Raw genomic sequence first — 25,017 nt, 5'->3', positions numbered from 1 at the left:
GCGCAAAGACCGATGAATCCGTTAATTATCAAATTAGGCGGCGTATTACTGGATAGCGAAGAGGCGCTGGAGCGCCTGTTCACCGCGCTGGTGACCTACCGTCAGCAGCATCAGCGCCCGCTGGTGATCGTGCATGGTGGCGGCTGTCTGGTGGACGACCTGATGAAGAAACTGTCGCTGCCGGTGGTCAAGAAGAACGGCCTGCGCGTGACGCCTGCCGATCAGATCGACATCATTACCGGCGCGCTGGCCGGTTCCGCCAACAAAACCCTGCTGGCCTGGTCGATTCGTCACGGCATCAACGCCGTGGGCCTGAGTCTGGCGGATGGCGGCAGCACGGTGGTCACGCAACTGAACGACGAACTGGGGCACGTGGGTAAAGCCGAAGTCGGCTCTCCGGCGCTGCTCAACACCCTGCTGAATGCCGGTTATCTGCCGGTCATTAGCTCCATCGGCATCACTGCCGGCGGCGAACTGATGAACGTCAACGCCGATCAGGCCGCCACCGCGCTGGCGCAGACGCTGGGCGCCGACCTGATCCTGCTGTCCGATGTCAGCGGCATTCTGGACGGCAAAGGTCAGCGCATCGCGGAAATGACCGCCGGCAAAGCGGAAGAACTGATCGCGCAGGGCATTATTACCGACGGCATGATCGTCAAGGTTAATGCGGCGCTGGACGCGGCGCGCGCGCTGGGACGTCCGGTGGATATCGCCAGCTGGCGTCACGCCGAGCAGTTGCCGGCGTTGTTCAACGGCGTGTCCATCGGCACCCGTATTCTGGCGTAAGCCGCGAGCATCAATCACGTTTTCTCCCGGCGACAGCCGCCGGAGAAATACGAGCAGTTCAACGGCGGGGCGGACAGGAGTCGGCCCGCCTTTATCAGAGATACCGGGAGTGTAGTTATGGCTTTGTGGGGCGGACGGTTCACGCAGGCGGCAGATCAACGTTTTAAACAGTTCAACGATTCACTGCGGTTTGATTACCGTCTGGCGGAGCAGGACATCATCGGATCCATCGGCTGGTCCAAGGCGCTGGTGACGGTGAACGTACTGAGCGCTCAGGAACAGCAGCAACTGGAGCAGGCGCTCAACGCACTGCTGAAAGAGGTGCAGGCGGATCCCGACGCTATCCTGCAAAGCGACGCGGAAGACATCCACAGCTGGGTGGAGCAGAAACTGATCGAGAAAGTCGGCGATCTGGGCAAGAAACTGCACACCGGGCGCAGCCGTAACGATCAGGTTGCTACCGACCTGAAACTGTGGTGCAAGGCGCAGGTGAGCGAACTGGCGCAGGCGATCCGTCATCTGCGCGCCGCGCTGGTCGCTACCGCCGAGGCTAATCAGGATGCGGTGATGCCGGGGTATACCCATTTGCAGCGCGCGCAGCCGGTAACGTTCGCCCACTGGTGTCTGGCTTATCATGAAATGCTCGCGCGTGACGAGAGTCGTCTGGAAGATACGCTCAAGCGTCTGGACGTCAGCCCGCTGGGTTGCGGCGCGCTGGCTGGCACCGCCTATCCTATCGACCGCGAGCAACTGGCCGGCTGGCTGGGTTTTGCCTCGGCGACGCGCAACAGTCTGGATACGGTATCCGATCGCGATCACGTGCTGGAACTGCTGTCTGACGCCTCCATCGGCATGGTGCATCTGTCGCGCTTCGCTGAAGATTTGATCTTCTTCAACAGCGGTGAAGCGGCGTTTGTCGAACTGTCCGACCGCGTGACCTCCGGCTCTTCGCTGATGCCGCAGAAAAAGAACCCGGACGCGCTGGAGCTGATCCGCGGTAAATGCGGACGGGTGCAGGGCGCGCTGGCCGGTATGCTGGTGACGCTGAAAGGCCTGCCGCTGGCGTACAACAAAGATATGCAGGAAGACAAGGAAGGGTTGTTCGACGCGCTGGACACCTGGCACGACTGCCTGATGATGGCGGCGCTGGTGCTGGAAGGCATCCAGGTGAAACGTCCGCGTTGTCAGGACGCGGCGCAGCAGGGCTACGCCAACGCCACCGAACTGGCCGATTATCTGGTCGCCAAAGGCGTGCCGTTCCGTGAAGCGCACCACATCGTCGGCGAAGCGGTGGTGGAGGCTATTCGGCAGGGCAAAGCGCTGGAAGCGTTGTCGCTGGCGGATCTCAAACAGTTCAGCGCCGTGATCGAAGACGATGTGTATCCGGTGCTGTCGTTGCAATCCTGTCTGGACAAACGCGCCGCGCAGGGCGGGGTGTCGCCGCAACAGGTCGCGCGCGCCATCGCCGACGCAAAACAGCGTCTGGCGTAATCTCTGCGATAAGTTCCAAAACCGGCTCAAGGGCCGGTTTTGTTTTTTCTGCCGCCGCTTTCTGAAGTCGGCTCGCATTTTCTCGTTTGACAGCGGCTTTTTCGGCCGATTTCTCGCGTCACCTCTGGACATATATACAGCCTCATTTTACCTTGGCGGGCAGTGGTACTCATAACCCGGAGGCGGTGTGGAGATCTCCTTGTTTTATGGCGTCGGCGGCGGCGTGGTCGGCCTGCTGCTGGGTTGGCTGGCCGCCAGCCTGTGGCAGCAGCAGCGTCAGGCGCGGCATGACACCGAATTACAGTTGCAACAGCAGGCGCTGGAACAGACGCGCCAACAACTGGTTGAAAGCCAGCAGATGCGACGGCAGGACCAACAGCGGCTGGATCAGCAGACGCAGGAACTGCGTACGCTGCACGGCCAACTGGCGGCTGGCGAGGAAAAATTGCGGCAACTGGCGGAGCTGCGGGAAGAGTGCGTTCAGCTTAATCAGGAACTGCGTGCGCTGCGTGAAGTCAACGGCGCGCAGGAAGCGGAACTGCGCGAAGTGACGATCCGCCTTGAAGAAACTCGGCTGGCGGCGGAAGAAAAGCAGCGGTTGTTGATGAACAGCGAACAGCGGTTGTCCGCCCAGTTTGAAAACCTTGCCAATCGCATCTTTGAACAGAACGGGCACAAAGTAGACCAGCAAAATCAGCAGAGCATGGAAAAACTGCTGACGCCGCTGCGCGAACAGCTGGACGGTTTTCGCCGTCAGGTGCAGGAGAGCTTTGGCGCCGAATCGAAGGAGCGACATACGCTGGCTCATGAAATCCGTAACCTGCAACAGCTTAACGCCCGCATGGCGCAGGAAGCCATCAACCTCACCAATGCGTTGAAAGGGGACAATAAAACCCAGGGCAACTGGGGAGAGGTGGTGTTAAGCCGGGTGCTGGAAAGCTCCGGGCTGCGCGAGGGGCATGAATATGACACCCAGGTCAGCGTACAAACCGGCAGCAACAGTCGCCTGCAACCGGATGTGATCGTCCGGCTGCCGCACGGCAAGGATGTGGTCATCGACGCCAAAATGTCGTTGGTGGCCTATGAGCGTTATTTCAACAGCGACAACGAGGTCGAGCGTGCGGCGGCGCTCAACGAGCATCTGCTGTCTATCCGCAATCATATCCGGCTGCTGGGCGGCAAAGATTACCAGCAACTGCCGGGGTTGCGTTCGCTCGACTATGTACTGATGTTCATCCCGGTCGAGCCGGCGTTTCTGGTGGCAATCGACCGTCAGCCTGATCTGATTACCGAGGCATTGCGTCATAATATTATGCTGGTCAGCCCCACGACTTTGCTGGTAGCGTTACGGACAATTAACAATCTCTGGCGTTACGAGCAGCAAAGCCGCAATGCGCAGCTGATCGCCGAACGGGCGTCCCGGTTGTATGACAAACTGCGTTTGTTCGTTGACGACATGGCCACGCTGGGGCAAGGGCTGGACAAGGCGCAGGCCGGTTACCGTCAGGCGATGAAAAAGCTGGCGTCCGGGCGTGGCAACCTTATCGGCCAGGCCGAAGGGTTTCGTGCGCTGGGGGTGGAGATTAAGCGGCCGGTCAATGTGCCCGTAATGCAAGACGAACCGTTGGCGTATGATGAGCTGCCCGCGCTGTCGCAGGATCTGGATGACGATGCGGCTGAACGTGGTACGGATGATGTGCAGAACGGCACGGCGGTATGATGTTGATCAGGTTCGATGTATAGGGTGAAAAGAAGGGCGGTCGCTTTCGGGCGGGGTCTGTTACACTCTCTACCCATTAATGGGTAACAAGATCCTGAAGTTGAAAAAGCAGGCGGATAACATGGTAGACGATTCGGAAAAAACGACACATTTTGGTTTTCGCACGGTAGCTAAAGACGATAAGGAAGCCATGGTCGCGGGTGTTTTTCATTCTGTGGCGGCCAAATATGACCTGATGAACGATCTGATGTCGTTTGGCATTCACCGCGTCTGGAAACGGTTTACCATCGAATGCAGCGGTGTGCGCCGCGGCCAGCGCGTGCTGGACTTGGCTGGCGGCACCGGCGACCTGACCGCTAAATTCTCCCGTCTGGTGGGGGATGAAGGCGAAGTGGTGCTGGCGGATATCAACGCGTCGATGCTGAAAGTAGGACGCGAGAAACTGCGCAACCACGGTGTGGTGGGCAATGTCAGCTATGTTCAGGCCAACGCCGAAGCCCTGCCGTTTCCGGATAACTTTTTCGACTGCATCACTATTTCGTTCGGGTTGCGTAACGTAACCGAAAAAGAGAAGGCGCTGCGTTCCATGTATCGGGTGTTGAAGCCCGGTGGTCGCCTGCTGGTACTGGAGTTTTCGAAGCCAACCGTGAAAGCGTTAAGCAAGGTATACGATGCTTACTCTTTCCATGTGCTGCCCCGCATTGGCGAAATGATAGCCAGCGATGCCGGCAGTTACCGCTATCTGGCGGAGTCTATCCGTATGCACCCGGATCAGGAAACCCTGAAAGGGATGATGGTCGATGCCGGTTTTGACAGTGTGGATTACTTCAATCTGACCAGCGGTATTGTGGCGTTGCATCGCGGATTTAAATTCTGAGTTGGATACTCCCATGTTGATAATGCCTGTGTTGACGGCGGCACTGGAAACAGCGCTCAACCAGCTGTTGTTCCGCGACCGGAGCATGAAGGCCGCCCGTCAGCGTTTGCACGGAAAAACGTTGCGAGTTGAAGTGGCGGAGCTGGATACGCCGCTGGTATTGGTTTTCTCCGAGTACCGTCTCGATGTCATGAGTCAGTGGTCGGCGCAGCCGGATTGCCTATTGCAGACCCGCCTGTCGGCGTTGGTGAAACTGCGCGACCGGCAGCAATTGTCCGCGCTGATGCGCAGTGGCGAGCTGGTGCTGGAAGGCGACATTCAGGTTGCGCAGCAGTTCGTCACCTTGCTGGATCTGGCGGAGTTTGACCCGGCAGAGTGGCTGTCGCCCTGGCTGGGCGATGTGGTGGCGGAAGGGCTGAGTCAGGCGGTCGGCAACGTGACTGGGGCGCTAATGCGCTCGGTATGTCGCCAGCAGCAGGCGTTGTCGGAAACCGTGACCGAAGAGTGGCGTCTGGCGCCGGGCAAACTGGAAGGGCTGTGGTTTGCCGATGAAGTGGACGCTCTGGCGCAGTCGGCGGAAACCCTGTCCGGCCGACTGGCAAAACTGGAGGGATCGCCATGACGCCGGGAGAATTGCTGCGGCTGTACCGGATTATCGGGGTGCTGCTGAGTTATGGTCTGGATGAACTGATTCCGCGTATTCCTCTGACGACGCCGTTGCGTCTTTGGCGTTGCCTGTGGTTCTGGCTGCCGAATCGCCACAAGGACAAACCATTGGGCGAGCGTTTGCGTCTGGCGCTGCAGGAACTGGGTCCGGTATGGATCAAGTTCGGCCAGATGATGTCGACCCGCCGTGACTTGTTTCCCCCCGCTATCGCCGACCAACTGGCGATGCTGCAGGATCAGGTGGAACCGTTTGACGGCGAGCTGGCCCGCCGGCAGATTGAGATGTCGATGGGCGGAAAGCTGGAAACCTGGTTCGATGATTTTGACGCCAAACCGCTGGCGTCGGCGTCGATTGCCCAGGTGCACACCGCCAGGCTGAAAACTACCGGCAAGAACATCGTCATCAAAGTCATTCGTCCGGATATTCTGCCGGTCATCAAGGCGGACATGCGGTTGATGAATCGTCTGGCCGGCTGGTTGCCGATTCTGCTGCCGGACGGGCGTCGTCTGCGGCCGCGCGAAGTGGTGCGTGAGTATGAAAAAACGCTGCTGGATGAACTGAACCTGCTGCGTGAAGCCGCCAACGCTATTCAGTTGCGGCGCAATTTTGAAAATAGCCCGATGCTGTACGTGCCGGAAATCTATTCTGACTATTGTAACGAACAGGTACTGGTGATGGAGCGTATTTACGGTATTCCGGTGTCGGATATCGAGGCGCTCAAGCGGCACGGCATCAATATGCCGCTGCTGGCCGAGCGCGGCGTGCAAGTCTTTTTCACCCAGGTGTTCCGCGACAGTTTTTTCCATGCCGACATGCATCCCGGCAATATCTTCATCAGCTACGAGCATCCGGAAGACCCGCAATATATCGGCATTGACTGCGGCATTGTCGGTTCGCTGAATAAAAACGATAAGCGCTATCTGGCGGAGAACTTTATTGCCTTTTTCAACCGCGATTACCGCCGCGTCGCCGAGCTGCATGTAGACTCCGGTTGGGTTCCGCAAGACACCAATGTAGAAGAGTTCGAATTCGCTATCCGTACCGTGTGCGAGCCAATATTTGAAAAGCCGTTAGCAGAAATTTCTTTCGGTCATGTATTATTGAACCTCTTTAATACGGCGCGTCGCTTCAATATGGAAGTGCAGCCCCAATTGGTGCTGCTACAGAAGACGTTACTGTACATTGAGGGAGTGGGGCGCCAGCTCTACCCGCAGCTGGATTTGTGGAAGACGGCTAAGCCTTTTCTGGAAACCTGGCTGAAGGATCAGGTTGGATTGCCCGCCATGTTGCGCGCATTTAAAGAGAAAGCGCCGTTTTGGGTGGAGAAACTGCCTGAGATTCCCGAATTGTTCTATGACGGTTTACGCCAGCATAAGATGCTAAAGCAGAACATGGAGCTGTTGACCAGCGAGCTGCGGACACAACGCACCCGCCATGGTCGGGCCCGTTATATGCTGGGTGTCGGGGCGACGCTGCTGTTGAGCGGGACGATACTGTTGGTCAGTAAGGTAGAGGCCGATATCGTACCGGCTGGCCTGATCGCCGCCGGTTTTGTGGCCTGGATTGTCGGCTGGCGTAGTACTCGTTGAACAATTGCACTCGTTGAACAATTGTATTCGTTGAACAGCTGCACCGGTTGAGCAAGCGCCTCATCAGGAGCCTGACGGCACCGGATGAACGTGTCACATGAATTCCTTTTGAGTAAAGAGGTAAACACAGTATGGGCGGTATTAGTATCTGGAATCTGTTGGTTATCGCGGTAATCGTGGTACTGCTGTTCGGAACCAACAAGCTGAGAACCCTGGGCTCCGACCTGGGTGCGTCAATTAAGGGCTTCAAGAAAGCGATGAGCGACGATCAGCCCGCTGCCAACGACGACAAACAACAGGACGCTGACTTTGCGACCAAATCCATTTCGGAGCAGAAGCCGCAGGCCAGTCAGGAAGAGAAAAGCCAGCATAAAGAGCAGGTGTAATCGGTGTTTGATATCGGGTTTAGTGAACTGCTGCTGGTGATGGTGATCGGTCTGGTAGTGCTGGGGCCTGAACGTCTGCCGGTAGCGGTAAGAACCGTGGCGGGATGGATTCGCGCGCTGCGCTCGCTGGCATCGACGGTGCAGAATGAACTGGCGCAGGAGATGAAACTGCAGGAATTGCAGGAAAGCCTGAAGAAAGTGGAACAGGCCAGCCAGTTGCAGAATTTGTCGCCGGAGCTCAAAGCGTCGATGGATGAACTGAAAGAGGCTGCCGAAGCGATGAAGCGCCCGGTCAGCATCAAACCTGAAGGGAGCGAACTGCCGGAACACGTGCCGCTTGCCGATCCGGAAGCAGCTCATGATGGCGTGCTGGAAGCCGAGCGCAATGTCGGACCGGCGCCAGCGGTTACCTCGACTCCCGTTGCGGAACCGGTCATGCGCGGCGATGCAATGACGGTCGTGCCGTCGATAGCGTCGGTGCCTGCAGATGCGGCGTCCGCCAGCCATGCTGAAAGCAAGACCAAATCTGAACAGGCGACGTCAGCGTCTTCCTCCCAACCTTCTGGTGATCGTTAACCTATGGCTGTTGATCAAACCCAACCGCTGATCAGCCATCTGATCGAACTGCGTAAGCGGTTGTTGAATAGTATTATCAGCGTGCTGGTGGTGTTTCTGGCACTGGTCTATTTCGCTAATGACATCTATCAGATTGTTTCCGCGCCGCTGATCAAGCAGTTGCCGGCCGGCGCCAGCATGATTGCGACCGACGTGGCTTCGCCGTTTTTTACCCCGATCAAGCTGACGCTGATCGTGTCGGTCTTTTTGTCCGCGCCGCTGGTGCTATATCAGATCTGGGCGTTTGTGGCCCCGGCGTTGTACAAACATGAGCGGCGGCTGATGATGCCGTTGCTGGTGTCCAGCAGCCTGTTGTTCTACATGGGGATGGCGTTCGCCTATTTCGTCGTCTTCCCGCTGGCGTTCAGCTTCTTTGCTCAGACCGCGCCGAAAGGGGTGCTGATCGCCACCGATATCAACAACTACCTCGATTTCGTTATGGCGTTGTTCATGGCGTTCGGCGTGTCGTTCGAAGTGCCGGTGGCGATCGTGCTGCTGTGCTGGAGCGGGGTGGTGACGCCGGAGAGCCTGAAACAGAAGCGGCCCTACGTTCTGGTGGGCGCGTTTGTGGTTGGCATGTTGCTGACGCCGCCGGATGTGTTCTCCCAGACTCTGCTGGCGATTCCGATGTATTTACTGTTTGAAATCGGGGTGTTTTTCGCCCGGTTCTACGTCGGTAAACGGCGCCGGACAGACGAAGAAGAAGACGCGGACGAGTCTGCGCCCTCTTCCTGAGTGGCGTCTCGCCGTGAACCGGCGGTCTTCTTACTGCAACACCTCTTTCGGGAGGTGTTGTTTTTTGGGGTTATCCCGAGGGATAACCATGATGGATTTTTGGATATCTGTGCATGTTCGACATTGGCGTTAACCTGACCAGTTCGCAATTTCGGTCAGATCGGGAACAGGTTGTGGCGCGCGCTCGTCAGGCTGGCGTGACCGGTCTATTGCTGACGGGGACCAGCGCCGAAGAGAGCGAGCAGGCATGTCTGCTTGCCGCGCAATATCCCGATTACTGTTGGTCGACCGCCGGGGTTCATCCGCATGACGCCAGCGGCTGGAATGACGATACCGCCGGGCTGATTCATCAACTGGCAGGAAGTGAGCCGGTGCTGGCGATTGGCGAGTGCGGGTTGGATTTCAACCGTAACTTTTCCACTCCACAGGAGCAGGAGCAGGCATTCAGCGCACAGTTGGCGATTGCCGCTGAACGCGCGATGCCGGTCTTTCTGCACTGCCGCGACGCGCATGCGCGTTTTATGGCGCTGTTGACGCCGTGGCTCGATAAGCTGCCGGCCGCGGTACTGCACTGTTTCACCGGTTCCGGCGATGAGCTGGACGACAGTTTGCGCGCCGGGTTGATGATCGGTATTACCGGCTGGGTGTGCGATGAGCGTCGTGGGCTGGCGTTGCGCGCGCTGTTGCCCCGTATTCCGGACGATCGGTTGCTGCTGGAAACCGACGCGCCCTACCTGTTACCCCGGGATTTACATCCTAAACCTGCATCCCGCCGTAACGAACCCTGTTTTCTGCCGCATATTGTCCGTCAGGTCGCGGCCTGGCGCGGGCAGGATGCCGAATGGCTTGGCAGAAACGTGGATGAAAACGCTCGCCGGGTTTTCCGGCCGGGCCAGAAAGGAGAATAATTATGAGTCATGCTTTTCCCGGTACGTTTCCCGGACGGCGCATGCGTCGCCTGCGCCGTCATGATTTCAGCCGCCGTCTGGTGGCGGAACATCAGGTTACGGTTAACGACCTCATCTACCCGGTGTTTGTCATGGAAGGCAAACAGGGACGTCAGGAAGTGCCCTCTATGCCGGGCGTGTATCGTCTGACGATCGATGAGCTGGTCAGGGAAGCGGAAATCATCGCTAAATTGGGCATCCCGGTGTTGTCGCTGTTCCCGGTGATTGAAGCGGACAAAAAATCGTTGCTGGCCGAAGAAGCCTACAACCCGGACGGGCTGGTGCAGCGTACCGTGCGTGCGTTGAAAGACGCGGTGCCGGAGCTGGGGCTGCTGACGGATGTCGCGCTGGACCCTTACACCACACACGGTCAGGACGGCGTGATCGATGAAGACGGTTATGTGGTCAATGACATCACCAAAGAGATTCTGGTGCGCCAGGCATTGTCCCACGCTGAAGCCGGCGCGGAGATCGTCGCGCCCAGCGATATGATGGACGGACGTATCGGCGCTATCCGCGATCGGCTGGAAGATCAAGGGCTGGTGAACACTCAAATCATGGCTTACTCAGCCAAGTACGCATCCTGTTACTACGGTCCGTTCCGCGATGCGCTCGGTTCATCGGGCAACCTGAAAGGCGGCAACAAGAAAACCTATCAGATGGATCCAGCCAACACCAATGAGGCGCTGCAGGAGATCGCGCAGGATCTGCAGGAAGGGGCCGACATGGTGATGGTGAAACCGGGGATGCCGTATCTGGACGTGGTGCGCCGCGTGAAAGACACCTTTGGCGTACCGACTTTCGCCTATCAGGTGTCCGGCGAATACGCGATGCAGATGGCGGCGATCCAGAATGGTTGGCTGCAGGAACAGCCGCTGGTGATGGAGTCGTTGCTGTGCTTCAAACGCGCCGGTGCGGATGGGGTGCTGACCTATTTCGCCAAACGCGTGGCCGAATGGCTGCGGGACGAGGCGTTGCGTCGTTGATGATAAACCGTCAGGGCTGCGCCCTGGCGGTTTACGCTTTTCGGAACTGGCGGTTGTCGATGCTTTGCCGCACCTGCTTGTTCAGCAGATTGAGCAGCAGCATGGAGCGCGCTTCGCCATCCGGTTCGGTGTAGATGGCCTGCAGGCCGCTGAACACCCCTTCGGTAATGGTCACCTCGTCGCCGGGTTGCGGCGTTTCCGGGTCGATATGCGTAGAGCACGGATGCTGCTGCAAATCGTCAACCACCTGTTGAGGCACCAGGGCCGGCAGGTTGCCGAAACGGACAAAATGACTCACGCCGCGCGTTGAGCTGATGGTGGTGGTGTGTATGTGCTCCGGGTCGAACTCGACGAACAGATAATTGGGGAACAGCGGCTCGCTGACCTCGGTTCGTTTCCCTCGTACGATTTTCTCCAGCGCGATCATCGGGCTCAGGCAGACCACTTCCTGACGTTCCAGGTGTTCTTTTGCCCGTAACAGTTGGCCGCGCTTGCAATAAAGTAGGTACCAGGCTCGCATAATTTCACTTTTCTGTGGCTCTCACAGCGGGAGAGGATAACAAAAGCGTTACGCCTTGCGGGATAAAAATTTCCGGCAGAAACGTGTAATCGCGCGTGGCGTTGGCCGCAGGTACAAGCTAGCCGCCGCCAGAAATAGCGCGGTCGGGAAGCGACAGCATGACCAAGAGTCTCTATAATAGCCCCACCACTGACCTTTCTGATGATTCAGCATGAAATACCGTGACTTACGTGAATTTCTCGCTCAACTCGAAGCGAGAGGCGAGCTCAAACGTATCCACCAGCCGATTGACCCCTATCTGGAAATGACCGAAATCGCCGATCGCACTTTGCGTGCCGGAGGCCCGGCCCTGCTGTTTGAAAATCCCAAAGGTTACGGTATGCCTGTGCTGTGCAACCTGTTCGGCACGCCCAAGCGTGTGGCGCTGGGCATGGGTCAGGAAGAGGTCAGCGCGTTGCGTGATGTTGGCCGCTTGCTGGCGTTTTTGAAAGAGCCGGAGCCGCCACGCGGTTTCCGCGATCTGGTAGACAAGCTGCCTAAATTCCGTCAGGTGCTCAACATGCCGACCAAGCGGCTGTCGAGTGCGCCTTGCCAGGAACAGGTGTGGGAAGGCGACGAGGTGGATCTGGGGCGGATTCCGATTATGCACTGCTGGCCGGGCGATGCCGCGCCGCTGGTCACCTGGGGATTGACGGTGACGCGCGGACCGTTCAAGGAGCGCCAGAATCTGGGTATTTACCGCCAGCAGTTAATCGGCCGCAACAAGCTGATTATGCGCTGGTTGTCGCATCGGGGCGGCGCGCTGGATTTTCAGGAATGGCGCCAGCAGCATCCCGGCGAGCGTTTCCCGGTGGCGGTGGCGCTGGGCGCCGACCCCGCCACGATTCTGGGCGCGGTGACGCCGGTGCCGGATACCTTGTCCGAATATGCCTTCGCCGGATTGCTGCGTGGTCACAAGACCGAAGTAGTGAAATGCCTGTCCAGCGATCTGGAAGTGCCGGCCAGCGCCGAAATCGTGCTGGAAGGGTATATAGACCCGGATGAAATGGCGCCGGAAGGCCCTTATGGCGATCACACCGGTTATTACAATGAAGTCGATCATTTCCCGGTCTTTACCGTCACCCATATCACCCAGCGGCGCGATGCGATTTACCATTCCACCTATACCGGACGGCCGCCTGATGAGCCGGCGGTGCTTGGCGTGGCGCTGAACGAGGTATTCGTGCCGCTGCTGCAAAAGCAGTTTCCGGAAATCGTCGACTTTTATCTGCCGCCGGAAGGCTGTTCTTACCGCCTGGCGGTGGTTACTATGAAAAAACAGTATGCCGGGCATGCCAAACGGGTGATGATGGGCGTCTGGTCCTTTTTACGCCAGTTCATGTATACCAAATTCGTTATCGTTTGCGATGATGATATTAATGCCCGCGACTGGAAAGATGTGATTTGGGCGATCACCACGCGTATGGATCCGGCGCGCGATACGGTGCTGGTGGAAAATACGCCGATCGATTATCTGGATTTTGCCTCGCCGGTTTCCGGGCTCGGCTCCAAAATGGGGCTGGATGCCACCAACAAGTGGCCGGGCGAGACGCAGCGAGAATGGGGTCACCCGATTACCAAGGACCCATCGGTTGTCGCCCGTGTGGATGCCATGTGGGACGAGTTAGCCATATTGAATGACAGCGATAAGCCGCGCTGACGGCGCTTATCCTGTTCCCCGTTTTGTTTGACCCTACAGAGGGATCGCATGACAACGTTGAGCTGTACAGTAACGTCGGTGGAAGCCATCACCGATACGGTTTACCGGGTGCGCTTATTGCCATCGGCGCCTTTTTCCTTCCGTGCCGGGCAATATCTGATGGTGGTGATGGACGAGCGCGACAAGCGCCCGTTCTCCGTGGCCTCCACGCCGATTGAACAAGGGTCTATCGAACTGCATATCGGGGCCTCCGAGATGAATCTGTATGCGATGGCGGTGATGGATCGCATTCTGAAAGAAAAGTCGCTGGTGGTGGACATCCCCCACGGCGAGGCCTGGCTGCGTGAAGACAGTGAACGGCCGCTGATCCTGATTGCCGGCGGCACTGGGTTTTCCTACGTGCGTTCCATTCTGTTGACGGTGCTGGCAAACCAGCCTACGCGTCCGGTCTCCGTGTATTGGGGCGGGCGCGAACTGAGCCACCTGTACGATCTGGGGGAACTGCAGTCGCTGGCGCAGGCGCATTCCAATCTGAACGTGATCCCGGTGGTCGAGCAGCCGGATGAACAGTGGCATGGCCGCTCCGGCACGGTGCTGAGCGCGGTGCTGCAGGATTTCGGTTCGCTGGCGGCGCACGATATTTATATTGCGGGCCGTTTCGAGATGGCGAAAATCGCCCGCGAGCGTTTCTGCAACGAACGTGGCGCGCAGCTTGCGCACATGTATAGCGACGCTTTTTCTTTCATCTGATCATTTCTGCGTTGTTCTGTCGCGGCCGGGATTGATGCCCGGCCGCACTGTTTTCACTGTCTGCGATTTTTCAACTGCCGCCGCTTTTCAACCGCTACAACTCTCCAGCTTGCCTACTGCGCTACGGATGCCCGATAGGTTATAAAACCGCCGGACAGATTGCGGGCGCGAAAGCCCCGCTGAATCAGCAGACGGTAGGCCACATGACCGCGCAGGCCGGACTGACAGCCAATCAGAATTTCTTTGTCGGCGGGCAGTTCTTGTAAACGCTGGCGCAGCGTATCCAGCGGAATGTGCAGCGCATTCGGGTATTCGCCATGAAGGCGCAGCTCTTGTGCGCTGCGGATGTCCAGCAGGCATTGGGTTGCCGGGTCGAGGTTGATGATAGCTTCAGGATGGCAAATGGCCGTATCGCCCTGAAGCACGTTGCCGGCCTGCATTCCTGCCTGATTGACCACATCCCGGGCGCTGTTGAACGGCGGTGCATAAGTCAGCTCAAGATCCTCCAGATCCCGCACCGTCAACCCGGCTCGCTGAGCGACGGCAATCACGTCGATGCGTTTGTCGACGCCGGCTTTCCCTACCGCCTGCGCGCCGAGAATCGCCCCGGTATCGGGGGCGAACAGCAGCTTCAGTGAGATGATGCTGGCGCCGGGGTAATAACTGGCGTGATCCGCCGCGTGGACATACACCTTCTGGTAACGGGTTCCCGAACGTTGCAGTGCTTTTTCGTTCATGCCGACGCATCCGACGGTGTGGTCGAATACCTTGCAGATGGCGGTGCCCTGAGTGCGGGTGTAATGGTGTTCCCGGCCCAGCATGTTGTCAGCGGCGATGCGTCCTTGACGATTGGCAGGACCGGCCAGCGGGAACGGCGCCGGTGCGGCACTCACCCAGTCCGGGGTTTCCACCGCATCGCCGACCGCGTAGATATGTTCATTCGAGGTTTGCATCCGCTGATTGACCTGAATACCGCCGCGTACGCCCAGACACAGTCCGGCTGCCTGCGCCAGCTGCGTTTCGGGTTTGACGCCGATCGCCATCAGCAGCATACCGGTGACCCGTTGCTGGCCGTCAGCCAGCGTCAGCGCCAGTTCGTGGTTGCCGCCTGGCGCGTGATTACTGCATGGCGCGATGGCGCGTAGTCCCGCATTCAGCAGCAGTTCGACGCCATGCTGCCGTATCAACTGGTGCAGCGGCGCCGCCATTTCCGGATCGACCGGCGCCATCACCTGCGAATCGCGCTCCAGCAGCGTCACCGACAGGCCGCGATTCACCAGCGCTTCGGCGACTTCCAGCCCAATGAAACCGCCGCCGGCGACCGTGACCTGCCGGATATCGTGTTGTTGCAGATGGGCCAGAATCCGGTCCATGTCCGGGATGGTGCGCAGGGTAAATACGCCGGGCAGGTCGATGCCCGGCAACGGCGGCACTATCGGGCTGGCGCCCGGACTCAACAACAGCTTGTCGTAGTGTTCGGTGTAGACCCGGTTATCCGCCAGATTGGCGACTTGCAGAGTGCGGGCGGCAGGATCGATGCTCAACACCTCGTGCCGCACCCGCACGTCAATATTGAAGCGGTCGGCGAAGTCCGCCGGGGTTTTCAGCACCAGAGCTGAACGGTTGGGAATATCGCCGCCGATATGATACGGCAGCCCGCAATTGGCGAATGACACGTAAGGGCCGCGCTCCAGCATGATGATGTCTGCCGATTCCGACAGCCGCCGGGCTCTGACGGCGGCCGACGCGCCGCCTGCCACACCACCGACAATAATGATTCTGGTCATGAACGCTCTCCTCAAAACGTAAGGGCGGGAGAGTCCCGGCGGTGATGTCGGGGGTCCCGTGGTTGGCTTGACTACGATATACAATAATATATTATATAAAATTGTATATTATATTTTGCAAGCAGGAAAAGGTGGCTTTATGGCGGCGACAGACCCGGAAATCACGCAACAGATGATGCGCGAGGCCGCACATGGCGCGGCGGATGTACTGCGGGCGCTGGCGAATGACGACCGACTGATGCTGATGTGCTTTTTGAGCCAGGGCGAGGCGTCGGTCGGGCAGTTGGAACAGGCGCTGGGCATTCACCAGCCGACGCTGTCGCAGCAGCTTGCCGTAATGCGGCGCTTAAAACTGGTGGCGACGCGCCGCGAGGGCAAACAGATTTTCTACCGTATTGAGGACCCACGCATCCTGACGCTGCTCAGTACGCTGTATACGCTGTATTGTCCCAAATAGGTATTGTCCCAAATAGTCGTATTTCTGAAACCGGCCGCTGAAGGAGCCGATCATGACGATTGATATACAGGCATTCACCCCGTTGATGAGTCTGACGGGCGGTATGGTGATTGGCGCGGCGGTGGTGATGCTGGCGCTGTTCTGCGGGCGTATCGCCGGCATCAGCGGCATTCTCGGCGGCCTGTTGGGGCGAACATGGCAGGATAAGGGATGGCGGCTGGCGTTTGTGCTGGGGATGCTCGCCGCGCCCTGGCTCTATCGACTGGCGGCGCCGCTGCCGGAAAGCGCGATAGCCACGCCGATGCCCTGGCTGGTGGCGTCGGGCCTGTTGGTGGGATTCGGTACCCGTTACGGGTCGGGCTGTACCAGCGGGCATGGCGTGTGCGGCTTGTCCCGTTTGTCGCTGCGCTCGCTGGTAGCGACGCTGACCTTTATGGGCGCGGCGTTCGTCACCGTCTGGGCGCTGGGCGCGTTCCGTTGAGCATAGCGCGATGACGCACGTTAAGGAGCGGAAATGAATAACCTGTTTTCTTTTCTGGCCGGGTTGGTTTTCGGCCTCGGGCTACTGATCAGTGGGATGGCGAACCCGCAGAAAGTGCTGGATTTTCTGGATATTACCCGGCAGTGGGACCCTTCGCTGGCGCTGGTGATGGGTGGCGCGTTGATAGTCGGGTTGATGGGTTTTCGCGTTGTCGGCCGGATGTCAAAGCCGCTGTGCGTGGCGTCGTTCTCCCTGCCGCTAAAAAAAGCGGTCGATAAACCGCTGGTGGCGGGCAGCCTGCTGTTCGGCATCGGCTGGGGAATGGCCGGTATTTGCCCCGGCCCGGCCCTGGTGTTGCTGTCGTATGGCACCGTGAAAGGCTGGGTGTTCTTTGCTTCCATGCTCGCAGGCATGGGGCTGTATGAGTGGTTTGTCGCCCGTAAACGGGCGACTGTTCCCTGATACTGGCGTCCGCCGATACCACTAAAATGTATCGGCGGAAGCGGCGTTAGACCCGCTCAAGTACGGTGGCGATGCCCTGACCCAAACCGATGCACATGGTTGCCACGCCGAATTCCACATTTCGCTGTTCCATCAGATTGGTAAGCGTAGCGGTGATACGCGCGCCGGAACATCCCAGCGGATGACCGAGCGCGATGGCGCCGCCGTTCAGGTTGACCTTATCGTCCAGGCTGTCCATCAGCCCCAGCGCCTTGATGCAGGGCAGCGTCTGGGCGGCGAAAGCCTCATTCAGTTCAAACAGACCGATATCGCTCAGCGAAAGCCCCGCCCGTTGCAACGCTTTTTGGGTGGCGGGCACCGGGCCGTATCCCATCACTGACGGATCGCACCCGACTACCGCCATGGCGCGGATGCGTACCCGAGGCGTCAGCCCCAGCGCCAGAGCGCGGGACTCGCTCATCACCAGCAGCGCTGCCGCGCCGTCCGACAGCGCCGATGAACTGCCGGCGGTGACGGTGCCATTGACCGGATCAAACGCCGGTCGCAGCGCCGCCAACGTATCGACGCTGGTTTCCGCCCTGACCACCTCGTCGTAGTCAAACGGTTGCAGCGCGCCATCGGCGTTATGACCGGTTGTGGGGATAATTTCGCGGCGAAAGGCGCCGGACTGGGTGGCGGCCCAGGCGCGCTGGTGCGAACGGGCGGCGAAAGCGTCCTGCATCTCTCGGCTGATGTGGTGCTGGCGCGCCAGCAGTTCCGTCGTCAGCCCCATCATCGCCGCCGCTTTAGCGATGCTCTTGCCGAGTCCGGGGTGAAAATCGACGCCGTGGGTCATCGGCACATGCCCCATGTGCTCAACGCCGCCGACCAGACAAACCGCGGCGTCACCCACCATGATGGCGCGCGCCGCGTCGTGCAGCGCCTGCATGGACGAGCCGCACAGGCGGTTGACGGTCACGGCGGGCACCGAATGGGGGATTTCGGCCAGCAGCGCCGCGTTGCGCGCCACGTTGAAGCCTTGTTCCAGCGTCTGTTGCACGCAACCCCAGTAGATATCGTCAATCTGGTCTGCTTCCAGCGCCGGGTTGCGGCTCAACAGACTGCGCATCAGGTGAGCGGACAGGGTTTCCGCCCGCACCTGGCGAAACGCGCCGCCTTTGGAGCGTCCCATCGGGGTGCGCACCGCATCAACAATCACTGCGTTTTCCATCGTCGTGCGTCCTTATGCCGGTTGGTGAAGAGAAAGATCGGCGTGAGGTTTAACCGCCGGGTAATAACGCTGCTGGCGCTGCGCCATCTGCAACAGGCTGTCCGGTATGGCGTAAAGCGGCCCCAACGACGCCAGCGACTGGGCGATTTCCACATAGCGTTGGCTGCCCAGCGTATCCAGATAACGGCAAGCGCCGCCGTGGAACGGCGGGAAGCCCAGACCGTAAAGCAGCGCCATGTCGGCTTCCGCCGGGGTGGCGACGATGCCTTCTTCCAGACAACGCGCGACTTCGTTGAGCATCGGTACCATCAGGCGATGGATAATCTCCTGCGCGCTGAAGGTGCGCTTCGGCTCGCAGACCGCATCCAGCAAGATATCGGTCTGCTCGTCCTGTTCCCGGCGCGGTTTGCCTTTGGCGTCCGGGTAGTAACGGTAGAAACCCGCGCCGCTCTTCTGGCCGAAACGCTGATGCTCCACCAGCACATCGACTGCGTCGCGATAGGTTTTTGCCATGCGTTGCGGAAAGCCTGCCGACATGACCGCCTGAGCGTGGTGAGCGGTATCCAATCCGACCACATCGAGCAGATAAGCCGGCCCCATCGGCCAGCCGAACTGTTTTTCCATCACGGCGTCCACGTCGCGGAAATCCGCACCGTCGCGCATCAACAGGTTGAAGGCGGCGATGTAGGGAAACAGCACGCGGTTGACGAAAAATCCCGGGCAATCGTTCACCACGATCGGCGTTTTGCCGATCTTGCTGGCGTAGGCCACCACGCGGGCCAGCGTTTTCTCATCGGTTTGGGGACCGCGAATCACTTCAACCAGCGGCATGCGATGCACCGGATTGAAAAAGTGCATACCGCAGAAGTTTTGCGGCCGCTGCAACGAGGCGGCTAATTGTCCGATGGGAATCGTCGAGGTATTGGAGACGATCAGCGTTTGCTCACTGACGCAGGCTTCCACATCAGCCAGCACCCTGGCTTTGACCTGCGGGTTTTCCACCACCGCTTCGATGATCAGATCTGCCTGTTCAAGCCCGTTGTTGTTCAGCGTCGGGTGGATGCGGGCCAGCACCCCCGCCATGGTCATGGCGTCCAGTTTGCCGCGTTCCAGCTGTGCGTTGAGCAATTTGGCTGCTTCTTCCATCCCCAGCGTCAGCGCTTTTTCACTGATGTCTTTCATCCACACCGGCACCCCTTTGCGTGCCGACTGGCAGGCGATGCCGCCGCCCATGATCCCGGCGCCGAGCACGGCAACACGAGCCGGCGGCGTGGCATCGCCGGCCCATTTTTTGGCGGCGCTTTTTACGGACTGCTCGTTAAGGAAGACGCCGACCAGAGCATGCGCCGCCGTCGTTTGGGTTAGCTCGACGAAATTGTCGGTTTCGACCTTCAGCGCCGCGTCGCGGTGGAGTCCGGCGGCGGCTTCGATGGTTTTGAGCGCCATCATCGGCGCGGGGTAGTGGCGGCCCGCCGCCTGTTGCACCAACGCGTTGGCGGTAGCGAAACTCATGGTGGCTTCGATACGGTTAAGCCGTAGCGGCGATTGTTTCTGACGGCGGCGGTCACGCCAGTCGAGCCGGTCCGTCATCGCCAGGCGCAGCATATGCACGGCGGCGGGCAGCAGTTTGTCGCTGTCCGCCACCGCATCAACCAGCCCGACTTTCAGGGCCTCGCCGGCAGGCAAATCTTTACCGGCGGTGATGATCTCCAGCGCGCCGTCCGCGCCCAGCAGCCGCGGCAGCCGGACTGTGCCGCCAAATCCCGGCATGATCCCCAGTTTGACTTCCGGCAACCCGATGCGGACGTCAGGCGTCGCAATGCGGAAATCGGTCGCCAGCGCGCATTCGCATCCCCCGCCCAGCGCATAGCCATTGATGGCGGATAGCGTCGGGACCGGCAAATCCTCCAGTTGGCTGAAAATAGCGTTGGCTTCGGTCAGCCACTGGTGCAGCGTTTCCGGCGGGGCGGCAAACAGCGACAGGAATTCGGTGATGTCCGCTCCGGCAATGAAGGCGCTTTTATCCGAGCGCAGCAGCAGGGCGCGTAACGACGGTTGGCGTTTCAGGTGATTTAGCGCCTCGCCAAGGCTGGCAACGGTGCGGGTATCCAGTTTGTTGACGCTGCCGGGCGCGGCAAAAACCAGTTCGGCAATGCCGTCTTCCAGCCAGTTGAGGTACAGCGTGTCGCCTTGATAGATCATGGTGTTCTCCACTGTTATCCGTGATCTGGTACGACCAGGTGATGGAAATTGTGGGTTTGATGTTAATGAAATGCAAACAACACGTGAGGGATTTGCCGGGAGGATCACAGGGCGAGCAACGCTGCCGTCACCGGGGCGCTGTGTTACACTGGGAAACAGGCTGTTATCAATGGGGATTGTGATGGAAACGCTGACTTCTTTGTATCATCAACATGTGGCGACCCTGCAGCAACGCACGCAGGCGGTTCTGGCGCGGCATAATCTGGATGCCTTATTGATCCACTCCGGTGAGTTGATGATGGCGTTTCTGGACGATCATGCCTATCCGTTCAAGGTCAATCCGCAGTTCAAGGCCTGGCTGCCGGTGACGCAGGTGCCGAACTGCTGGCTGTGGGTGGATGGGGTCACTACGCCGAAGCTGTGGTTCTACTCCCCCGTTGATTACTGGCATAACGTGGCGCCGGTGCCGGACAGTTTCTGGACCAAATCGCTGGATGTTCAGGTGCTGCGCAAAGCCGATGATATCGGCCAGCAGTTGCCGGTTCAGCGCCAGCGGGTCGCCTATATCGGTTCCGCACCGCAGCGCGCGCTGAATCTGGGCGTTGCGCCGGAACACATCAACCCGAAAGGCGTGCTGGATTATCTGCATTACCACCGCGCCTACAAAACGGATTACGAACTGGCTTGCATGCGCGAAGCGCAGAAAACGGCGGTGGTTGGTCACCGCGCCGCTTATGAAGCGTTCCAGTCCGGCATGAGCGAGTTCGATATCAATCTGGCGTACCTGACCGCCACCGGCCACCGCGATACCGATGTGCCTTACGGCAATATCGTCGCCCTCAACGAACATGCGGCGGTACTGCATTACACCCAGCTTGAACACAGGGTGCCGGCGGAAATGCGTAGCTTCCTGCTGGATGCCGGCGCGGAATATAACGGCTATGCGGCGGATATTACCCGCACCTATGCCGCGCAGGACGACAACGAGTATGCCGCGCTGGTAAACGATCTGAACCGCGAGCAACTGGCGTTGATCGATACCCTAAAGGCCGGCGTGCGTTATACCGATTACCATTTGCAGATGCATCACCGGGTGGCGGTGCTGCTTAAACGTCATCAGTTGGTGACCGGACTGAGCGAAGAAGCGATGGTGGAGCAGGGCGTTACCTCGCCTTTCCTGCCGCACGGTCTGGGTCATCCGCTCGGCTTGCAGGTGCATGACGTCGGCGGGTTCATGCAGGACGACACCGGTACGACGCTAGCCGCGCCATCCGCACATCCTTACCTGCGTTGTACCCGGATTCTGGAGCCGCGCATGGTGCTGACTATCGAACCGGGCATCTACTTTATCGATTCTCTGCTCGAACCCTGGCGCCAGGGCGAACTGCGCCAGCACTTCAACTGGCAGAAGCTGGATGAGTTGCGCCCGTTCGGCGGTATTCGTATTGAAGACAATATCGTGGTGCACGACAAACGCATTGAAAACCTGACCCGTGCGCTTGATCTGGCCTGATGCAGTCATATCCGGTTCCTGCTGCGTCTGTCAGCGTTCACGAAGAGATTAAAAAGAGCCGTTTTATCACGCTGCTTGGCCCGGCCAGCGGCGTGGATACGGCCCGAGGCGTGATTCAGCAGATCCGCGAACAACATCCCTCGGCGGCTCACCATTGCTGGGCCTATGTCGCGGGCGCGCCGGACGATTCGCAACAGCTCGGTTTTTCCGATGACGGCGAACCGTCGGGAACCGCAGGCAAACCGATGCTGGCGCAACTGATGGGTAGCGGCATCGGCGAGGTGGTGGCGGTGGTGGTGCGTTATTATGGCGGCGTCAGGCTCGGTACCGGCGGGCTGGTCAAAGCTTACGGCGGCGGCGTGCAGCAGGCGCTGAAACAACTGCCGCTGCAGCAGAAAGTAATGCAACGGATGTATCGATTACAGTGCGACTATGCCCTGTTGCCCCAGGTTGAAACCGTGGTGATGGCGCTGCAAGGGCAAGTCGTCTCGACGGAGTACGCCAGCGAAGTCTCGCTCCAACTGGCGTTTCCGGTAACGGCCGTAGAAGACGCGACGCGGCGGCTGCGCGATATTAGCCGCGGCGCGTTGCATTTGCAGCCAATTTCACAATAATCCCAGCGCGTAATCTTGAACCATTTAAGGAAGGCTCCCTGATGCACTTGCGTGCCATAACCCGCATTGTCGGACTGCTGGTCATCCTGTTTTCCGGCACCATGTTCATTCCCGGCATGGTGGCGTTGATCTACCGTGATGGCGCCGGTCGGGCATTTATCCAGACGTTCATCGTGGCGCTGGTTATGGGGCTATTGCTGTGGCTACCCAACCGTAAACACCGGCATGAACTGAAGGCCCGCGAAGGGTTTCTGATCGTGGTGCTGTTCTGGACGGTGCTGGGCAGCGTCGGGGCCCTGCCGTTTCTGTTTGTCGAGCGTCCCAACCTGTCGGTGACGGATGCGTTTTTCGAGTCCTTTTCCGGTCTGACCACAACCGGCGCGACCACGTTAGTCGGGCTGGATTCGCTGCCGAAAGCCATCCTGTTCTACCGGCAGATGCTGCAATGGATGGGCGGTATGGGAATCATCGTGCTGGCGGTGGCTATTCTGCCGATTCTGGGCGTCGGGGGGATGCAGCTTTATCGCGCTGAAATGCCGGGGCCGCTGAAGGACCATAAAATGCGGCCCCGTATCGCGGAAACCGCCAAAACCCTGTGGTTAATCTATGTGTTGCTGACCGTGCTCTGCGCGCTCTCGCTATGGCTGGCGGGTATGTCGGTGTTCGATGCCATCAGCCACAGTTTTTCCACCATCGCCATCGGCGGGTTCTCGACTCACGACGCCAGCATCGGTTATTTCAATAGTCCCGCCATCAACACCATTATCGCGGTATTTCTGCTGATTTCCGGCTGTAATTTTGGTTTGCACTTTGCGGTACTGAGCGGACGCAGCCTACGGGTGTACTGGCGTGACCCCGAATTCCGGATGTTCATTGTCGTTCAGATGTCGCTGGTTGTGATTTGCACCCTCGTTTTGTGGGGGCACGGTGTGTACAAGAGTGGTATGGAGACCCTGAATCAGGCGTTCTTTCAGGTGGTATCCATGGCGACTACCGCGGGGTTCACCACCGACAGCATTGCCTCCTGGCCGTTGTTTTTGCCGGTATTGCTGCTGTGTTCCGCGTTTATTGGCGGTTGCGCCGGTTCAACCGGCGGCGGCCTGAAAGTGATTCGCATCCTGTTACTGTTCTTACAGGGTTCTCGCGAACTGAAGCGATTGGTTCATCCGAATGCGGTCTATACCATTAAGCTCGGTCAGCGCGCTTTACCGGAGCGGATACTGGAAGCGGTGTGGGGATTTTTCTCGGCTTATGCGTTGGTGTTTATCGTCAGCATGCTGGCCGTGATTGCGACAGGGGTCGACAACTTCTCTGCTTTTGCAGCGGTGGCCGCTACGCTGAACAATCTCGGACCGGGGCTTGGGACGGTGGCTGACAATTTCACCTCCATGAATGACGCCGCCAAATGGATTCTGATTGTTACCATGCTGTTTGGGCGTCTGGAAGTGTTCACCATGCTGGTGCTATTTACTCCCACTTTTTGGCGGGAATGACGGATAAGGGAAGGTGCTATGAAAGCATTGATATTGTTTTCCAGTCGGGATGGTCAAACGCGTGCGATAGCGTCTTACATCGCCAATAACCTCAAGGGAACGTTGGAATGTGATGTCGTCAATATTCTGAACGCTCATGAGGTTGACCTCGACAAGTACGACAAAATCATGATCGGTGCGTCAGTGCGCTACGGGCATTTTCATCCGGCGGTGGAAAAATTCATCCGCCAGCATCTTGCCTTGTTGCAACAAAAACCCAGCGCCTTCTTTTCTGTCAACCTGACCGCCCGCAAGCCGGAAAAGCGTTCGCTGCAAACCAACGCGTATACCCGTAAATTTCTGCTGCGTTCTCCCTGGCAGCCGGATTTAGGCGCGGTCTTCGCCGGTGCGCTGCGTTACCCGCGCTACCGCTGGTTCGACCGTGTCATGATTCAGTTCATTATGCGTATGACCGGTGGCGAAACCGACAGCACCAAAGAAATTGAGTATACCGACTGGGAACAGGTGGCGCGTTTCGCCCAGTCGTTTGGTCAGCTTGCCCAGAAAAAGGCGGTGTAATGCGGCTTGCCGCCGTGCTGTGGCGAAAAAAGAGACATTCGGAAACTTTTTTGAAATTAGTGCTTGTCAGCGACTGAGAAGTCCCTATAATGCGCCTCCACTGACACGGCAACGGCAACAAGCCGAAGCGGTTTCAGTAAGAAATCAGGCGCATATCGCTTGACTTCTTTTCGGGAAAGCATAATATATGCGACCCGCGACCACGGTAAGTGGTCCTGCTCTTTAACAATCAATCAGACAATCTGTGTGGGCACTCGCAGGACGCTTCACTAAAATATTTGTGAAAAGTCTTGAAGAGTGACAACAGTTAATTCATACGAACTAACAGTAAATTCTTTGAGCACCGTTTTCTTCGGAAAACACATCAAACTTTAAATTGAAGAGTTTGATCATGGCTCAGATTGAACGCTGGCGGCAGGCCTAACACATGCAAGTCGAGCGGCAGCGGGGGAAGCTTGCTTCCCGCCGGCGA

24 protein-coding genes are annotated in these 25,017 nt (G+C 58.6%); 20 read left to right on the top strand and 4 right to left on the bottom strand.

Annotated features, from left to right (window positions below; all coding sequences use genetic code 11):
• Window positions 1-12 precede the first annotated feature (12 nt).
• The 11 genes from argB (at window position 13) to hemB (ending at window position 10,799) form a co-directional block, all read left to right on the top strand.
• On the top strand, window positions 13-786 hold the full coding sequence (gene argB, locus DXX3274_RS21030) for an acetylglutamate kinase (RefSeq protein ID WP_038663426.1): 774 nt from the start codon (window positions 13-15) through the stop codon (window positions 784-786).
• A 117-nt stretch (window positions 787-903) separates the two neighbouring features.
• On the top strand, window positions 904-2,277 hold the full coding sequence (argH, locus tag DXX3274_RS21025) for an argininosuccinate lyase (protein ID WP_042861508.1): 1,374 nt from the start codon (window positions 904-906) through the stop codon (window positions 2,275-2,277).
• Window positions 2,278-2,464: 187 nt separating this feature from the next.
• Window positions 2,465-3,997 carry a DNA recombination protein RmuC gene (gene rmuC / locus DXX3274_RS21020; RefSeq protein ID WP_042861507.1) on the top strand — a complete coding sequence of 511 codons (1,533 nt, stop codon included), beginning with the start codon at window positions 2,465-2,467 and terminating at the stop codon, window positions 3,995-3,997.
• 121 nt (window positions 3,998-4,118) lie between these two features.
• Complete coding sequence (gene ubiE / locus DXX3274_RS21015) at window positions 4,119-4,874, top strand: bifunctional demethylmenaquinone methyltransferase/2-methoxy-6-polyprenyl-1,4-benzoquinol methylase UbiE (protein WP_042862256.1); 756 nt, start codon at window positions 4,119-4,121, stop codon at window positions 4,872-4,874.
• A gap of 13 nt (window positions 4,875-4,887) precedes the next feature.
• Window positions 4,888-5,496: an SCP2 domain-containing protein gene (locus tag DXX3274_RS21010; RefSeq protein WP_042861506.1), complete on the top strand. Its 609-nt coding sequence runs from the start codon at window positions 4,888-4,890 to the stop codon at window positions 5,494-5,496.
• Window positions 5,493-7,130, top strand: coding sequence for a ubiquinone biosynthesis regulatory protein kinase UbiB (gene ubiB, locus DXX3274_RS21005; protein ID WP_042861505.1), 1,638 nt, complete (start codon window positions 5,493-5,495; stop codon window positions 7,128-7,130). The genes DXX3274_RS21010 and ubiB overlap by 4 nt, the downstream gene beginning before the upstream one ends.
• Before the next feature lie 131 nt (window positions 7,131-7,261).
• On the top strand, window positions 7,262-7,516 hold the full coding sequence (gene tatA, locus DXX3274_RS21000; RefSeq protein ID WP_013319898.1) for a Sec-independent protein translocase subunit TatA: 255 nt from the start codon (window positions 7,262-7,264) through the stop codon (window positions 7,514-7,516).
• 3 nt (window positions 7,517-7,519) lie between these two features.
• Window positions 7,520-8,092, top strand: coding sequence for a Sec-independent protein translocase protein TatB (gene tatB, locus DXX3274_RS20995; protein WP_042861504.1), 573 nt, complete (start codon window positions 7,520-7,522; stop codon window positions 8,090-8,092).
• Window positions 8,093-8,095: 3 nt separating this feature from the next.
• A complete protein-coding gene (gene tatC, locus DXX3274_RS20990; protein WP_038663405.1) occupies window positions 8,096-8,866 on the top strand; it encodes a Sec-independent protein translocase subunit TatC in 771 nt (256 codons plus the stop codon).
• Window positions 8,867-8,979: 113 nt separating this feature from the next.
• A complete protein-coding gene (tatD, locus tag DXX3274_RS20985) occupies window positions 8,980-9,774 on the top strand; it encodes a 3'-5' ssDNA/RNA exonuclease TatD (protein WP_042861503.1) in 795 nt (264 codons plus the stop codon).
• Between the two features lie 2 nt (window positions 9,775-9,776).
• Window positions 9,777-10,799: a porphobilinogen synthase gene (gene hemB, locus DXX3274_RS20980; RefSeq protein ID WP_038920538.1), complete on the top strand. Its 1,023-nt coding sequence runs from the start codon at window positions 9,777-9,779 to the stop codon at window positions 10,797-10,799.
• Window positions 10,800-10,830: 31 nt separating this feature from the next.
• Here hemB and rfaH read toward each other — a convergent pair whose 3' ends face one another.
• Window positions 10,831-11,319: a transcription/translation regulatory transformer protein RfaH gene (gene rfaH / locus DXX3274_RS20975; protein ID WP_042861502.1), complete on the bottom strand. Its 489-nt coding sequence runs from the start codon at window positions 11,317-11,319 to the stop codon at window positions 10,831-10,833.
• Window positions 11,320-11,530: 211 nt separating this feature from the next.
• Between rfaH and ubiD the strand changes: the two genes are divergently transcribed.
• Window positions 11,531-13,018 carry a 4-hydroxy-3-polyprenylbenzoate decarboxylase gene (ubiD, locus tag DXX3274_RS20970; RefSeq protein ID WP_042861501.1) on the top strand — a complete coding sequence of 496 codons (1,488 nt, stop codon included), beginning with the start codon at window positions 11,531-11,533 and terminating at the stop codon, window positions 13,016-13,018.
• Between the two features lie 48 nt (window positions 13,019-13,066).
• Entirely contained in the window at window positions 13,067-13,768 is a 702-nt protein-coding gene (gene fre / locus DXX3274_RS20965; protein WP_042861500.1) for an NAD(P)H-flavin reductase, read from the top strand.
• Between the two features lie 113 nt (window positions 13,769-13,881).
• Here the strand turns inward: fre and DXX3274_RS20960 are convergent, their stop codons facing one another.
• The gene (locus DXX3274_RS20960) at window positions 13,882-15,555 is read right to left on the bottom strand and encodes an FAD-dependent oxidoreductase (protein WP_042861498.1); all 1,674 of its coding nucleotides are present in this window, start codon (window positions 15,553-15,555) and stop codon (window positions 13,882-13,884) included.
• Between the two features lie 139 nt (window positions 15,556-15,694).
• Here DXX3274_RS20960 and DXX3274_RS20955 point away from each other — a divergent pair, with 139 nt between their 5' ends.
• From DXX3274_RS20955 to DXX3274_RS20945, 3 genes are read left to right on the top strand one after another with little or no spacing between them, the layout of a single operon-like run.
• Entirely contained in the window at window positions 15,695-16,012 is a 318-nt protein-coding gene (locus DXX3274_RS20955) for a metalloregulator ArsR/SmtB family transcription factor (protein ID WP_072093578.1), read from the top strand.
• Window positions 16,013-16,064: 52 nt separating this feature from the next.
• Window positions 16,065-16,493: a YeeE/YedE family protein gene (locus DXX3274_RS20950; RefSeq protein ID WP_042861496.1), complete on the top strand. Its 429-nt coding sequence runs from the start codon at window positions 16,065-16,067 to the stop codon at window positions 16,491-16,493.
• Window positions 16,494-16,526: 33 nt separating this feature from the next.
• Window positions 16,527-16,955 carry a DUF6691 family protein gene (locus DXX3274_RS20945; protein ID WP_042861495.1) on the top strand — a complete coding sequence of 143 codons (429 nt, stop codon included), beginning with the start codon at window positions 16,527-16,529 and terminating at the stop codon, window positions 16,953-16,955.
• Between the two features lie 46 nt (window positions 16,956-17,001).
• On the opposite strand, the gene fadA is transcribed toward DXX3274_RS20945, so the two are convergent.
• Both fadA and fadB read right to left on the bottom strand, forming a co-directional pair.
• The gene (gene fadA, locus DXX3274_RS20940) at window positions 17,002-18,165 is read right to left on the bottom strand and encodes an acetyl-CoA C-acyltransferase FadA (protein WP_042861494.1); all 1,164 of its coding nucleotides are present in this window, start codon (window positions 18,163-18,165) and stop codon (window positions 17,002-17,004) included.
• A gap of 12 nt (window positions 18,166-18,177) precedes the next feature.
• The gene (gene fadB, locus DXX3274_RS20935) at window positions 18,178-20,367 is read right to left on the bottom strand and encodes a fatty acid oxidation complex subunit alpha FadB (RefSeq protein ID WP_042861493.1); all 2,190 of its coding nucleotides are present in this window, start codon (window positions 20,365-20,367) and stop codon (window positions 18,178-18,180) included.
• A 181-nt stretch (window positions 20,368-20,548) separates the two neighbouring features.
• Here fadB and pepQ point away from each other — a divergent pair, with 181 nt between their 5' ends.
• From pepQ to hemG, 4 genes are read left to right on the top strand one after another with little or no spacing between them, the layout of a single operon-like run.
• Complete coding sequence (gene pepQ, locus DXX3274_RS20930) at window positions 20,549-21,880, top strand: Xaa-Pro dipeptidase (protein WP_042862254.1); 1,332 nt, start codon at window positions 20,549-20,551, stop codon at window positions 21,878-21,880.
• Window positions 21,880-22,494 carry an IMPACT family protein gene (locus DXX3274_RS20925; RefSeq protein WP_042861492.1) on the top strand — a complete coding sequence of 205 codons (615 nt, stop codon included), beginning with the start codon at window positions 21,880-21,882 and terminating at the stop codon, window positions 22,492-22,494. The genes pepQ and DXX3274_RS20925 overlap by 1 nt, the downstream gene beginning before the upstream one ends.
• 41 nt (window positions 22,495-22,535) lie before the next feature.
• Window positions 22,536-23,987 (top strand): Trk system potassium transporter TrkH, encoded by a 1,452-nt coding sequence (gene trkH / locus DXX3274_RS20920; protein ID WP_042861491.1) that lies wholly within the window; start codon window positions 22,536-22,538, stop codon window positions 23,985-23,987.
• 18 nt (window positions 23,988-24,005) lie between these two features.
• Entirely contained in the window at window positions 24,006-24,545 is a 540-nt protein-coding gene (hemG, locus tag DXX3274_RS20915) for a menaquinone-dependent protoporphyrinogen IX dehydrogenase (RefSeq protein WP_038920530.1), read from the top strand.
• Window positions 24,546-25,017 lie beyond the last annotated feature (472 nt).

It is taken from the genome of Dickeya sp. NCPPB 3274 (assembly GCF_000406205.1).
In the GTDB taxonomy this organism is placed as follows: Bacteria; Pseudomonadota; Gammaproteobacteria; order Enterobacterales; family Enterobacteriaceae; genus Dickeya; species Dickeya fangzhongdai.
The sequence above is the reverse complement of the archived record's forward strand: the minus strand, read 5'-3'. Positions and strand labels throughout refer to the sequence as shown.